Origin of the sequence: Collinsella aerofaciens, from assembly GCF_901212495.1 — a bacterium.
GTDB lineage: Bacteria > Actinomycetota > Coriobacteriia > Coriobacteriales > Coriobacteriaceae > Collinsella > Collinsella aerofaciens_H.
Genome location: NZ_CAAKNY010000040.1, coordinates 1 through 13,069, shown reverse-complemented (window position 1 = coordinate 13,069; position 13,069 = coordinate 1). Strand labels below are relative to the sequence as shown.

The 13,069-nt window shown below is 56.2% G+C and carries 12 protein-coding genes and 1 tRNA gene; all 13 read left to right on the top strand.

Going from position 1 to position 13,069, the window contains the following annotated elements; genetic code table 11:
* Nucleotides 1–127: 127 nt before the first annotated feature.
* The 13 genes from SFLMC1_RS04120 (at nt 128) to rplT (ending at nt 12,782) form a co-directional block, all read left to right on the top strand.
* The gene (locus tag SFLMC1_RS04120) at nt 128–2,041 is read left to right on the top strand and encodes a BglG family transcription antiterminator (protein ID WP_187323850.1); all 1,914 of its coding nucleotides are present in this window, start codon (nt 128–130) and stop codon (nt 2,039–2,041) included.
* A gap of 26 nt (nt 2,042–2,067) precedes the next feature.
* Nucleotides 2,068–2,388, top strand: a complete 321-nt coding sequence (locus tag SFLMC1_RS04115) for a PTS lactose/cellobiose transporter subunit IIA (protein ID WP_152074377.1) — start codon at nt 2,068–2,070, stop codon at nt 2,386–2,388.
* Between the two features lie 64 nt (nt 2,389–2,452).
* Nucleotides 2,453–2,761, top strand: a complete 309-nt coding sequence (locus SFLMC1_RS04110; RefSeq protein WP_152074378.1) for a PTS sugar transporter subunit IIB — start codon at nt 2,453–2,455, stop codon at nt 2,759–2,761.
* Between the two features lie 101 nt (nt 2,762–2,862).
* Nucleotides 2,863–4,170, top strand: a complete 1,308-nt coding sequence (locus SFLMC1_RS04105; protein ID WP_152074379.1) for a PTS sugar transporter subunit IIC — start codon at nt 2,863–2,865, stop codon at nt 4,168–4,170.
* Nucleotides 4,171–4,270: 100 nt separating this feature from the next.
* Entirely contained in the window at nt 4,271–5,749 is a 1,479-nt protein-coding gene (locus tag SFLMC1_RS04100) for a glycoside hydrolase family 1 protein (protein ID WP_152074380.1), read from the top strand.
* Between the two features lie 71 nt (nt 5,750–5,820).
* Nucleotides 5,821–7,254 (top strand): glycoside hydrolase family 1 protein, encoded by a 1,434-nt coding sequence (locus SFLMC1_RS04095; protein ID WP_152074381.1) that lies wholly within the window; start codon nt 5,821–5,823, stop codon nt 7,252–7,254.
* Nucleotides 7,254–8,174, top strand: a complete 921-nt coding sequence (locus SFLMC1_RS04090; RefSeq protein WP_152074382.1) for an AEC family transporter — start codon at nt 7,254–7,256, stop codon at nt 8,172–8,174. Before SFLMC1_RS04095 ends, SFLMC1_RS04090 begins: the two co-directional genes overlap by 1 nt.
* Before the next feature lie 201 nt (nt 8,175–8,375).
* Entirely contained in the window at nt 8,376–9,242 is an 867-nt protein-coding gene (fba, locus tag SFLMC1_RS04085) for a class II fructose-1,6-bisphosphate aldolase (protein WP_035137086.1), read from the top strand.
* A gap of 349 nt (nt 9,243–9,591) precedes the next feature.
* Nucleotides 9,592–11,025 (top strand): transglutaminase-like domain-containing protein, encoded by a 1,434-nt coding sequence (locus tag SFLMC1_RS04080; protein ID WP_152074383.1) that lies wholly within the window; start codon nt 9,592–9,594, stop codon nt 11,023–11,025.
* Nucleotides 11,026–11,064: 39 nt separating this feature from the next.
* A tRNA-Leu gene (locus SFLMC1_RS04075) sits at nt 11,065–11,151 on the top strand.
* Nucleotides 11,152–11,582: 431 nt separating this feature from the next.
* The gene (gene infC / locus SFLMC1_RS04070; protein ID WP_006234423.1) at nt 11,583–12,152 is read left to right on the top strand and encodes a translation initiation factor IF-3; all 570 of its coding nucleotides are present in this window, start codon (nt 11,583–11,585) and stop codon (nt 12,150–12,152) included.
* A 32-nt stretch (nt 12,153–12,184) separates the two neighbouring features.
* On the top strand, nt 12,185–12,376 hold the full coding sequence (gene rpmI, locus SFLMC1_RS04065; protein ID WP_006234422.1) for a 50S ribosomal protein L35: 192 nt from the start codon (nt 12,185–12,187) through the stop codon (nt 12,374–12,376).
* A gap of 46 nt (nt 12,377–12,422) precedes the next feature.
* The gene (gene rplT / locus SFLMC1_RS04060) at nt 12,423–12,782 is read left to right on the top strand and encodes a 50S ribosomal protein L20 (RefSeq protein ID WP_006234421.1); all 360 of its coding nucleotides are present in this window, start codon (nt 12,423–12,425) and stop codon (nt 12,780–12,782) included.
* Nucleotides 12,783–13,069: the final 287 nt, after the last annotated feature.

Here is a 13,069-nt window from a genome sequence, read left to right as displayed (position 1 = left end):
CCGTGGCTCTGTTTTCGTACGTTCCATCCACCCTGCTTCCAACTAATGCGGAAATCGCAATCGTGGAACCCTCTCCATAATCCAGATATCTTAATCAATGTCGAGAGAAGGCAAGGAGGTGTGGCGCATGATCGATTCGCAGGTTCGCAAGGTTCTCTTTTATATCGAAGAGCACGAGGGTGTGATGCCCCAGCTCCTTGCCGGTGTATTCGATGTAAGCGACCGTACGATCCGCACCTATGTCAAGAAACTTAACGGGCAGCTCGAACCCGCCGCGCATATCCATAAGGCGCGCGGTGGCGGGTATTCGCTCGTTGTCACTGATCGCGATGCTTTCGATAGACTTGTCCAAGCGTCCTCGGAGGGCGGCATCCGCGCCCTGCCCTCGACGCCTGGGGGAAGGGTCTCCTATCTCCTGAGTGATCTTCTTTGCCGTACGGGCTGGATCACGCTCGACGATCTCTCCGAGATTCTCTTTGTGTCCCGCAACGCCATCTCGGGGGACCTCAAACAGGTCGAGGAGCAGCTCGGGCGGTTCGACCTCTCGCTTGAGCGTCGCCCTCACTATGGGATTCGCGTCCGCGGCAGCGAGATGTCTCGCAGACTTTGTCTCGCCAACAATACGCTCGATAGCCTCATGGATGTTCATGCAGACGTTGACGCCAATCGTGCGTCCCTTGACGCGATCGCCCGCTGCGTGGACGAGGTTATCGCCGAAGAGGGATTCCAAATCAACTCTGCGGCATATCAGAACCTTATGGTTCATATCGCCATCGCCGTCCGTCGCATCCGTGAAGGCTGCTATGTGCCTATGGATGCCGAGCATCTGGAGCATCTTCGCTCCTCGCGTGAGTTTGCCGTCGCCGGGCGCATCGCGAGTGGTATTGGGGAGGCGTTCTCAATCGATCTTCCTCAAGAGGAGGTTGCCTACATTGCCATCCATCTGGCTGGCAAGCAGTCTCTCTATGTGGGACCCGACGATGAGGATAAAGGTCTCGTCATCTCCGATGAGGTCTGGAATGTCGTGTCCGAGATGCTTGAGCTCGTTTGGGATTCCTATCACTTTGACCTTCGCAGCGATCTTGAATTGCGCATGAATCTGGCGCGTCATATCGTGCCGCTCACGGTGCGCCTCAAGTATCGCATGCATATCGATAATCCACTGCTCGCCGATATCAAGGAGCGTTTCACTCTTGCCTATTCTATGGCCTTGGATTCCTCCACGATTCTGGCGGAGAAGTACGGAAACCGTCTTTCCGACGACGAGGTCGGCTACATCGCGCTTGCCTTCGCGCTCGCTCTCGAGCGTCAGAAGGGCGAAGCCCCACGCAAGAACATCCTCGTCGTGTGCGCGAGCGGGCAGGGTAGCGCCAAGCTGCTTGAGTACCGTTATCGCCAGGAGTTCGGCTCGCTGGTCGACAGGGTAGTGACGTGCGACGCCAGCCATGTGGACAGCGTCGACATGACGGGCATCGACTACGTTTTCACTACCGTTCCGTTGCGCTGCTCGCTTCTCGTACCGGTACGTCAGGTGAGTTTCTTTCTCGATGACGAGGATATGAAAGACCTCAGGGACCTTTTGAGCGATGTCGGCCTGTCGGGCAGTCTTGCTCCCTTTTTTGCGCCCGAGCTGTTCGTGACCGACCTTGACGTATCTGATAAACGAGAGGTGATCGAGGGGCTCTGCGAGCGCGTAGCTGAGTGTCGAAAGGTACCCAGCGATTTTTGCGAGCTGGTCCTTCGTCGCGAGGAGCTTGCCCAGACAAGCTTTGGCAACCAGGTTGCCATGCCACATCCGGTGCAAGCCGTGAGCGACGGCACGTTTGTGTGCGTGGGACTGCTCCGCCATGCCATCGAATGGAACGGGCAAGCGGTGCGCGCGGTCTTTCTTGTCTCGGTATCCAAGGCCAAGAATAAAAAGCTCGAGTCTTTCTACCGCAGTATGGCCAAGCTGCTCACCAATAAAGAGGCTATCCAGAAGCTCGTCGGCAACCAGGAATGGGGCACGCTTGTCGAGCTTTTGAATACATTTGGAATGTAAGACGACAACTGTAAGAGGAGACACAGATGGACGAGAGCAAGTACGAAAACGCCCTCCAGATCATCCTTCATGCGGGCAACGCCAAGTCGGCCGCCTTGATGGCGATCGACGCTGCCCATGACGGTGATTTCGAGGGGGCAGAAAAGCAGCTCGCCGAGGCGCAGGCCGAGATGAGCGCCGCCCACAAGAAGCAGTTCGAGCTCACCCAGGCTGAAGCTAACGGCGAAGAGGTCGATATCAACATTATCCTGATCCACGCTGAGGACCATCTGACAATGGCGATTATGGCAAGCGATTTTGCTGAGCGCTTCGTTGAGCTGTATCGCGATAAGTATGAAGGTAAATAGCCTCGACTTTTACGTTTTGGTCATCTAAGCGCCCTGGAAGAGCGCTTTATGAAAGGAGTTTGTAATGAACATCATGTTGGCTTGCTGCGCTGGTATGAGCACCTCTCTTGTCGTAAGCAGGATGGAGGAGGCTGCAAAAGCCCAGGGCAAGGAAGACTACAAAATCTGGGCCGTTGAACAGGGCCAGGTTGCTGAGGAGCTTGGTAATTTCGACGTGCTGCTGCTCGGGCCGCAGGTCCGTCATCTTCAGCGCAAGCTCACCAAAGTCGTCGACGGCAAAGCTCCCGTTGCCGTGATCGATCCGGTTGCCTATGGCAGCTGTGACGGCGCCAAGGTCCTCAAACAGGCTGAGGACCTCGTCGCCAACGCATAAGGGCCTACGCCCTCATCAGGCGCCGCCGCGCATATTCCACCTTGCGTGGCGGCTTGCCACCGAAAGCACTGGTACATTACTTTCGAAAGCAGGTACATCATATGGCTTTCTCCGAGAAATTCGAAGATGTAATGATGGTTGTCGCAGAAAAAGTGGGCGACAACGTCTACCTTTCTGCTATTAAGGACGCCTTCACCGCGTTCATGCCCTTCGTTATTGTCGGTTCCATGGGCACCCTTCTCAAGACCCTGGTCTCCTCGACCACGACCGGTCTTGCCCAATGGATTCCGGCTCTAGCCGGCCTTGAGCCCGCATTTACGGCTATCAACTACTGCACCATGTCCTTTATGACGGTGCCCATCACGTTTCTGATCGGCCTGTATCTGGCGCGTGCCAAGAAGGCCCCCGAGTATCCGACGGCCCTCGTTTCCGTTGCCGCCTACATCTCTATGATCTGCAGCTCGATCAAGGTTGATGGCGCCGGCAACGCACTCGAGATGCCGGTCTCCGGCCTGCTCACCACCCAGATGGGCGCGCAGGGCCTTTTCGTCGGTATGCTCACTGCTGTTGTCTTCGGCTCGCTGTTCTGCTGGCTTTCCAAGATCGACCAGATTAAGATCAAGATGCCCCCCTCGGTCCCTTCTGGCATCGCTCAGTCCTTTAACGTAATGATTCCGGTTTTCATCGTTTTGGTCGCTAGTGCAGTTTTCGGCCTTGGCTTCCAGGCACTCACTGGTTCTTACATCAACGATTGGATTTACGGCCTCATGCAGGCTCCGCTGGAGGCAGCCTTTAAGACCCCTGCCGGCGTTATCGTCATCGTTGTTGTTTCTCAGCTCTTCTGGGTTCTCGGTATTCACGGCGGCCTTATCGTTTCTCCGGTCCGAAATCCCATGTTCAACGCCGCCATCGCCGCCAACACTGCCGCCCTTGCCGCCGGCACCATGCCCGATTCCCCGTTTACCATGGGATTCTGGAATTGCTTTGTCGCTCCTGGCGGTGCGGGCATGACCCTGTGTCTCATTATTGCCATCTTCCTCTTCTCTAAGCGCGACGAGGAGAAGGCTATCGCTAAGCTTGGTTTCCTGCCCGGCCTTTGCGGAATCTCCGAGCCTGTCGTCTTCGGTATCCCTCTGGTTCTGAATCCGATTTATGCTGTCCCGTTCGCCCTCGGTAGCGGTGTCTGCGTTGCTATTGCCATGTTTGCGACCTCCATTGGCTTCCTGCCCTGCAATACCGTTGACGTTCCCTTCGGTGTGCCCATCCTACTCAATGCTTTTGTCGGTCATGGTTGGCAGGGCATCGTGGTCCAGGCCATTGAGCTTGTCGTCGGCACGCTTATCTGGATTCCCTTCGTGGCCGCTAACTCCAAGCTCGCAAAAAAGGAGCAGGAGGAGGACGCAGCCTAAGACCACCAAGCTGATCGCAGATGCGATTACTAGCCTGTAGCTATGAGGGGCGCGGTGCACGGGAGCGCCGCGCCCCTATTTTATAAGAATAGGAGCATCCATGAGCGAATTTACCAAGACGTCCGTGTTCCCCGAAGACTTCCTTTGGGGCGGAGCCACTGCCGCCAATCAGTGCGAGGGTGCCTGGGATGTCGATGGCAAGGGTCTTTCTGTTGCCGACTGCACAACGTATAGGCCCAACGTCGACAAAAAGAACTATGCTGCCTTGCACGGCATCACCGACGATCAGATCCGCGCTGCCATGGAGTCCGATGATATCCATGAGTACCCCAAGCGTCATGGCATCGATTTCTTTCATCGCTACAAGGAAGACATCGCGCTTTTTGCCGAGATGGGCTTCAAAACGCTGCGCGTCTCTATCCAGTGGACGCGCCTGTTTCCCACGGGCACCGAGGAGCAACCGCTCCAGGCGGGCATCGACTTCTACCGCGATCTCTTTAAGACGATGAAGGAAGCCGGCATCGAGCCACTCGTGACGCTTCATCACTACGAGATGCCGCTCTACCTCGCCAACCACTATGACGGCTGGGGAAAGCGTGAGGTCATCGACTTCTTCGTGCGTTACTGCGAGGTGTGCTTCCGCGAGTTTGGCGAGTATGTGAAATACTGGCTCACCTTCAACGAGATTGACTCCGTGTTCCGTCACCCCTGGACCACGATCGGCGTCTGCACCGACCGCTATCCCGCAGACAAGTGCGAGGAGCTCATCTACCAGTGTGTGCACAACCAGTTCGTGGCGAGTGCCCTTGCCACCAAGATGCTCCACGAGATGGTGCCGGGCGCGCAGATGGGCTGTATGGTGACGCGCACGCTCACCTATCCCGAGAACTGCAACCCCAAGAACATGCTGCTCGCGCAGAAGACGAATCGCGATAACTATTTCTATAGCGACGTCCAGGTTCTAGGCGAGTATCCCAAGCATGTCCTTAAATACTGGGAACGCCACGGCATCCACGTCGAGTTCGGCATGGGTGACGAGGCCATCCTCAAGCAGTACTCAGTGGACTTCGTATCCTTCTCTTACTACATGAGCATGGTTGACTCCATCGATGCCGACAAGCGCGAAAAAGTGGGGGGTAACCTCGCCACGGGTGTCAAGAACCCGTTCCTGCCCATCTCCGATTGGGGCTGGCAGGTTGACCCCGATGGCCTCACCTATGCGCTCATCGACATGGATGACCGCTACCACAAGCCGCTGTTTATCGTCGAGAACGGCCTGGGAGCCTACGACAAGGTCGAGGAGGACGGCTCGATCAACGATGACTACCGCATCGACTACTTCCGCGAGCACATCAAGGCCATCGGTGCCGCGATCGAAGAGGGCGTCGACGTCATGGGCTACACGCCTTGGGGCTGCATTGACCTCGTGAGTATGTCCACCTGCGAGATGGATAAGCGCTACGGCTTTATTTATGTTGACCTGGACAACGAGGGCAACGGAACCTATGCCCGCTCCAAAAAGAAGAGTTTTGGCTGGTACAAGAAGGTCATTGCTTCCAACGGCGCTGATCTCGACTAGTTGCTGAACACCCTTAGCACGGCCGGCATTCTTTATCCGGCCGTGCCATTACATAAGAAAGGAATAGACCGATGAGCGTTTTCCCCAAAGACTTCCTGTGGGGCGGTGCCACTGCGGCCAACCAGTTCGAAGGTGCTTGGGATGTCGATGGCAAGGGCCCGAGCTGCATGGACATGGCCACCAATGGCAACCATCATCACCCGCGCGAGATCACGCCGGTGCTCGACCCTGATAAACTCTATCCTTGCCATGACGGTGTCGATTTCTATCATCACTACAAGGAAGACATCGCGCTTCTCGCCGAGATGGGCTTCAAGGTTTTCCGCTTCTCGATGAACTGGCCGCGCATCTTCCCGACGGGATTTGAGGACGAGCCCAATGAGGCTGGCCTTGCGTTTTATGACCGTGTCATGGACGAATGTGCAAAGTACGACATCGAGCCGCTCGTCACCCTCAGCCACTATGAGATGCCCTTCGCCATGTGCCAGAAGATAGATGGTTGGGCATCGCGCGAGGCCATCGACTGCTATGTTAAGTACGCCAAGACCGTCATGGAACACTACAAGGGCAAGTGCCACTATTGGCTTACCTTCAACGAAATCAACTGCGGCATGATATCGCTCGGCAACTACATGAGCCTCGGTATCCTCAACCCGGGCTCGTTCGACTTGCGCCATCAGAATGACGACCCGCAAAAGCGCCTGCAGGCCCTGCACCATCAGTTCGTCGCAAGCGCGCTCGCCGTCAAAGCGGGCCACGAGATTGACTCCGACAACAAGATGGGCTGCATGATCGCCTATATGCTCGCGTATCCCCTTACGCCCAACCCCGATGACGTTGAGCTCGCCCGCGAGCGCAACCAGTATCGCAATTACTACTGTTCCGATGTCATGGTGCGCGGCGAGTATCCCTATTTCGCCCCGCGTCTGTGGGACGAGGAGGGCGTTTCGCTCGATATCACCGACGAGGACCGTAGGATCCTCAAGGAGGGCACGGTCGACTTCTACACGCACAGCTACTACCAGAGTCAGTGTGCGAGCGCCGATCCGGCCGAGGAGACGAGCGGAAACCTGTTCGGCGGCGCCAAGAACCCCTATCTTAAGGAGACTGCGTGGGAGTGGCCGATTGACCCGGCTGGTCTGCGCATCATGCTCAACCAGGTCTATGAGCGCTATCAGATTCCCATCATGGTCGTGGAGAACGGCTTGGGGTGCCGAGACGAGGTTAACCCCGACGGTACGATCGATGACGACTATCGTATCGAGTACCTGCGCGATCACATCAAGGCCCTCGGCGAGGCCATCAAGGACGGCGTCGAGGTCTGGGGTTACACGCCTTGGGGCTGCATCGACCTTGTGAGCAACGCCGATGGCGAGATGGCAAAACGCTACGGTTTCGTTTACGTCGACAAGCGCGATGACGGATCGGGCACCCTCGAGCGCTCGCGCAAGAAGAGCTTCTACTGGTACAAGAAGGTCATCGAGACGAACGGTGAGGAGCTGTAATGGGGGGTGCGGTTTCCGCGCTCGTGAATCAGATCGTCATCATGTTTATCTTGATGGCGATCGGATTTGCCCTTTACAAGGCCAAGATTATCGATCGTGCGGGGGCAAGTCAGATGGCAAGCGCTGTCATCTATATAGCCTATCCCTGCATCACACTCAAGACCCTGATGGTCGATTTCGATTTCGACAAGATTGTCGATGCGTTGTTCTGCACCGGGGTCACTATTGCGATCTTGACAATAACGGCTCTGATAACTAAGACGTTTTTTAAAAAGGAAGACGGCGTTGCCCGATACGCTGTTATCTTTTCAAACAGCGGTTTCATTGGCGTGCCAATTATTATGGGCGTTTTGGGGTCTGACTACATCTTCTATATGTCAATTACGAGCGCGGTCATGACTGCCATTATTTGGACATATGGTGTTTGGCTGGTCTCCAGTGATCGTTCTCAGGTTTCACTTAAAAAGTGTGTGGCCAACCCCAACATGATCATGATCGCAGCCGGCTTCGTTTGTTTCGTGTGCTCGATTCATCCTCCGGCACTGATGGCGTCGGTGCTGGACGACTTGGGGGCGCTCAACACCGGTCTCGTTATGATCGTGCTTGGTGCATATCTGGCACAGAGCGACTTGCGTGCGATTGCAACGAGCCGAAAGGCCTACCTCGTCAGTTTGCTCAGGCTGATTATCGTTCCGGCCGTGACGATTTTCGTCTTAGCTTTATTTCCCTTCGTAGACCTTAACGTTAGGCTAACCGTGCTGATTGCAATGGCCTCACCGGTCGCGTCGTTCGCTGCGATCCTGTCGGATAAGTATGGTGGCAACTATAAGTTTGGCATTGGCCTTGTTGCATTATCGACTTTGCTGTCGCTCATCAGTATGCCGCTGGTGCTTCAGATGGCATCAATGCTATTGACTTAGGTTTGTTCTTAGGATGCTTTGCGCATTCGGGGGTTGGTGGTTTCGTCAACCCCCGAATGCGCCAACGGAATGTTTGAGTGGGGCGAACGGTCGAAATTTGGCCAATTTGCGTCATATTCGTGAATAAACGAACGTTTACGCAGCGGCTTACCGTGGTAAAATCACAGGCGTTATCGGAGCAACCTTACAGGAGGTTCTTTTATGCTCGTCAACGCAGCAGACATGCTCAAGAAGGCCGAGGCCGGCAAGTACGGTCTCGGTGCCTTCAACACCAACAACCTCGAGTGGACCCTGGCTATTCTCCAGGCCGCCGAGGAGGCCAAGTCTCCGCTGATCCTTCAGTGCACCGCTGGTGCCGCTAAGTGGATGGGCGGTTTCAAGGTCTGCGCCGACATGGTCAAGGCTGCCGTCGAGGCCACGGGCGTTACCGTTCCCGTCGCCCTTCACCTCGATCACGGTTCTTACGAGGACTGCTTCAAGTGCATCGAGGCCGGCTTCACGTCCATCATGTATGACGGCTCTCACGAGGAGACCTTCCAGCTTAACCTCGACCGCACCAAGGAGCTCGTTGAGCTTGCCCACTCCAAGGGCATGTCCATCGAGGCCGAGGTCGGCGGCATCGGCGGCACCGAGGACGGCGTGACCTCCAGCGGCGAGCTCGCTGATCCTGCTGAGTGCAAGCAGATCGCTGACCTGGGCGTCGACTTCCTCGCCTGCGGCATCGGCAACATCCACGGCGTGTACCCCGCCGACTGGGCTGGCCTTTCCTTCGAGCGCCTGGGCGAGATTAAGGCCCAGACCGGCGATCTGCCCCTCGTCCTGCACGGTGGCACCGGCATCCCCGAGGATCAGATCAAGAAGGCCATCTCCCTGGGCATCTCCAAGATCAACGTCAACACCGACCTGCAGCTCGTCTTCGCCAAGGGCGTTCGCGAGTACATCGAGGCTGGCAAGGATCAGCAGGGCAAGGGCTTTGACCCCCGCAAGCTCCTCAAGCCTGGTCGCGACAACATCGTTGCCCGCACCAAGGAGCTCATGGAGGAGTTTGGCTCCGTCAACAAGGCGTAAGTAGCGGTTTAACTTCCCGCCGGAGGCCCCGTTTCCCCTACGCTGTTTCCCTCGCGCTCACCTGGCTTCGCCAGAAGTCGCGCGACGGAATCAGCTCCGGGGAAACGGGGCCTCCTTTGTTAACTCGCTACAGGGTTACTGGGCTGAATTAAGATGGCTACTGGCTTTGCCAGAAGTCGCGCCAAGGAAACAGTTCCGGGGGACGGGGCTTCCTTCGTTTAACGCCCCAGGGTTACAAGACTGAATTGTTTCTTTGACTATCGTTCAGCGGTGTTGGGGCTCCTTGGTTGGGGCTTTGTTTTTATGTCGGTACAATGGGGACAGTCTGTCGTTTGATGTGGGAGTGGTTATGGCTGTTATTGATGTGCTGCCTTCGGATGGGAAGGTTATTGACGAGGGTCCTGTTGGTTGCTCTGTTGATGTCTGCTGTGATGACTTTCGTCATCTCGATATTGGACTGCCGCCCGAGATTCTTCGTCTCAAGGATGCCGGGTATTTAACGCAGGCTGTTGCTGCCTGCGATCGCCTTTTGGAGCAGAACCCTGAGCCTTCGCTGGCTGCTTGTGTTCGTGCTGAGCGGTATCGTATGCTCGAGACGCCGCTTCATTTTTCGGTGTCGCGTGATCGGGCCATTGCGATGATTCGCGAGGAGTGGCCTGAGTTTACCGAAGAGCAGTTTGATGACCTGATTAATCGTAAGCGTATTGACTGGCGCTTTGTCGATGGCGAGCTGTTTGTTCTCGATAACTTCCTCGATTCGCTTCGCGTGTACCCCAAGGAGGTTCCGGGCCTGCGTCCCGATTCTACGGACGGCATGGCGCTGCGTAACCAGATGCTCAGGGAGATGGAGTCGCAAAACGGGCTGACTCGCGTCATCACGCTTAAGGCATCCGTGTCTGTCCCCGGGGCTCTGGAGGGAGAGACCGTTCGCGCGTGGCTGCCCGTTGCCGCCGCCTGTCGTCAACAGTCTCATATCGAGGTTCTCGATATGACGTCGGAGGGGTCCATTGCTCCTGCGAATGCTTCGGCGCGTGCTGCCTCGTGGGTCTCCTCGACCGACCGATCGTTCTCGGTGACCTATCGTTACCAAATCGATGCCGCCTATTGCGATATCTATGGTGGCGCGCTCCCATCGCATCCTTGTATGGATGCACCGCTGCCCGAGGACGCTTCCGAGGACCGTCCGCACATCGCGTTTACGCCGTATCTGCGTCAACTGACGGCGCGTATCATTGACGGGCTCAAGGATCCGCTCGATCGCGCTCGTGCTATCTACGATTACCTGACACAGCATGTCGACTATCGCTATCAGCCACCGTACCTGCTTTTGGGATCTATTGCCGACGACTGCGCACATTCGCTCCGCGGCGATTGCGGCGTTATGGCGCTCACGTTTATCACCATGTGCCGCATCGCTGGCGTGCCTGCCCGTTGGCAGAGCGGCCTGTATGTTGCACCCGATTCGGTGGGGCCGCACGATTGGGCTGAGTTCTACACACCCCAGACCGGTTGGCTTAACGCCGACGTATCGTTTGGTTCCTCGGCACGCAGGATGGGGGAGGAATGGCGTCGTCGCCACTACTTTGGCAATCTCGACCCGTGGCGTATGGTGGCCAACGATCGATTCCAGGCTGAGTTTGTGCCTGTTTTCGATGGCATGCGCGAGGATCCCTATGACAACCAGATGGGCGAAGCCTCGGTTAACGGTCGCGGATGCCGTCGGCGCGAGATGCTTCGTTCGGTCGAACTCATCGAAATGCTCGAAGTTCCATTTTCGGACTAATCAACTGAAAGCTGTGATAAACTAACTCACGCATTGCGTGCCCGAGTGGCGGAATTGGCAGACGCAGTGGACTCAAAATCCACCGTTGGCAACAACGTGCGAGTTCGAGTCTCGCCTCGGGCACCATACATGCAAGCGAGCGTTCAAGGGGGTCGAGGCCCCCTTTTTCGTGCCGAACTCGCGTGAGCGCGCGGAGCGTTAAGCAAACAGGCCTGTGGCCTGTTTGTAGCGGAGCGTGGCGAGGGCGCCATGCGCCCGAAGCCCGGGGCTTCGCGAAGCGAAGGCCCTTCGAGTCTCGCCTCGGGCACCATACATGCAAGCGAGCGTTCAAGGGGGTCGAGGCCCCCTTTTCGTGTACGAAATGTGATAGCGCGCTGTACGTGTTATTATCGCGAAGGCGTTGTTCCCGCAATGCCCTAAAGAGGAACCCGAGGGTTCCCACCTTTTGGCGCCAATGAGCAGCTGACTGGTCATACAACTTAGATTCCCTTCCTCACATTGAGGATGTCTATGTGTACGACCTGGTTGCTGAAAAGCGCCGGGTTATTTTTTTACGAATGGAGGTAGGGAAAATAGCTAAGTCTGATGACACCCGCATCAACGACGAGATCACTGCATCTTCGTGCCGTTTGATTGGCGTCGATGGCTCTCAGCTCGGTCTGTTCGCCATCCGCGATGCCCAGCGCGTCGCCGACGATCAGGGTCTCGACCTGGTCGAGATCGCTCCCAACGCGGAGCCGCCGGTCTGCAAGGTCATGGACTACGGTAAGTTCAAGTACCAGCAGGCCATGAAGGCCAAGGCCGCTCGTAAGAACCAGTCCAAGGTCGAGGTCAAGGAAATGAAGTTCCGACCCAAGATTGACGTTGGCGACTACGAGACCAAGAAGGGCCACGTTCTGCGTTTCCTCAAGAAGGGCGCACGCGTTAAGATCACCATCATGTTCCGCGGCCGTGAGATGGCTCACCCGGAGCAGGGCCTTAACGTTCTCGAGCGTCTCGCCGAGGATCTCAAGCCTTACGCTACGGTCGAGTCCAAGCCTAAGATGGAAGGCCGTAACATGCTTATGCTGCTCGCCCCGATTAAGGGCGCCTTCGATGAGGATAAGGCGGCAAGCGATACCAAGTAACTAGTGTTCTGTAACCGATTAAGGAGTATTTCATGCCTAAGATGAAGTCCCACAGCGGCACCAAGAAGCGTTTCCGCAAGACTGGTACCGGCAAGCTTATGCGCGCCAAGGCTTTCAAGAGCCACATCCTGAGCAAGAAGTCCACCAAGCGTAAGCGTGGCTTCCGTCAGGAGACCGAGATCGCCGCTGCCGACCGCAAGGTCATCAAGTCGCGTCTCGCCTAAGTTCGCGTTCCCGTTTTTCGTTTTACCGTCTAGGAGTTGATAGAACATGGCACGTATTAAGCGCGCTGTTGCCGCCAAGAAGAAGCGCCGTACCGTTATGCACCGTGCGAAGGGTTACTACGGTGCCGCTTCGCGTACTTACAAGCATGCTAAAGAGCAGGTCCAGCACTCCCTGCAGTATCAGTATCGTGATCGCCGCAACAAGAAGCGCGAGATTCGCTCTCTTTGGATCACCCGTATCAACGCTGCTGCTCGTCTGAACGACATCTCTTACTCTCAGTTCATGCACGGCCTGAAGGTTGCCGGCATCGAGCTCGACCGCAAGGTCCTGGCTCAGATGGCTTACGAGGACATCGAGTCCTTCAACGAGCTGGCTACCATCGCCAAGAAGGCCCTCGAGGCCTAATTGATTCTGTTGAATCGCTAGGGGAGTGTCGCGCTGTGCGCGACACTCCCTCTTTTTTATCGAAAGCGCTGGTTTGCATAGCTAAAAGCGTGGGTAGATAAGCACTTACAGGTGACCGATCTTTATATATCTCTTAACCGAAGGGTCATCATCTGATACGTGCGGTCTTGCTGCACTCGACTTTCTACTTCCTATATAGAAAGCCATAGATTGTGTAGGACTTGTGAAGAGTGGAATTGACGTCCCACACGGCTTCGCGGTCTGGCAATATATCTCCTTGCCGCGCG

Excerpts from the sequence above, each read along its gene's own strand:
- rpmI (WP_006234422.1), top strand. The coding sequence starts at position 12,185 with ATGCCTAAGATGAAGTCCCACAGCGGCACCAAGAAGCGTTTCCGCAAG.
- SFLMC1_RS04115 (WP_152074377.1), top strand. The coding sequence starts at position 2,068 with ATGGACGAGAGCAAGTACGAAAACGCCCTCCAGATCATCCTTCATGCG.
- infC (WP_006234423.1), top strand. The coding sequence starts at position 11,583 with ATGGAGGTAGGGAAAATAGCTAAGTCTGATGACACCCGCATCAACGAC.
- SFLMC1_RS04110 (WP_152074378.1), top strand. The coding sequence starts at position 2,453 with ATGAACATCATGTTGGCTTGCTGCGCTGGTATGAGCACCTCTCTTGTC.
- SFLMC1_RS04105 (WP_152074379.1), top strand. The coding sequence starts at position 2,863 with ATGGCTTTCTCCGAGAAATTCGAAGATGTAATGATGGTTGTCGCAGAA.
- fba (WP_035137086.1), top strand. The coding sequence starts at position 8,376 with ATGCTCGTCAACGCAGCAGACATGCTCAAGAAGGCCGAGGCCGGCAAG.
- SFLMC1_RS04120 (WP_187323850.1), top strand. The coding sequence starts at position 128 with ATGATCGATTCGCAGGTTCGCAAGGTTCTCTTTTATATCGAAGAGCAC.
- SFLMC1_RS04080 (WP_152074383.1), top strand. The coding sequence starts at position 9,592 with ATGGCTGTTATTGATGTGCTGCCTTCGGATGGGAAGGTTATTGACGAG.
- SFLMC1_RS04095 (WP_152074381.1), top strand. The coding sequence starts at position 5,821 with ATGAGCGTTTTCCCCAAAGACTTCCTGTGGGGCGGTGCCACTGCGGCC.
- SFLMC1_RS04100 (WP_152074380.1), top strand. The coding sequence starts at position 4,271 with ATGAGCGAATTTACCAAGACGTCCGTGTTCCCCGAAGACTTCCTTTGG.
- rplT (WP_006234421.1), top strand. The coding sequence starts at position 12,423 with ATGGCACGTATTAAGCGCGCTGTTGCCGCCAAGAAGAAGCGCCGTACC.
- SFLMC1_RS04090 (WP_152074382.1), top strand. The coding sequence starts at position 7,254 with ATGGGGGGTGCGGTTTCCGCGCTCGTGAATCAGATCGTCATCATGTTT.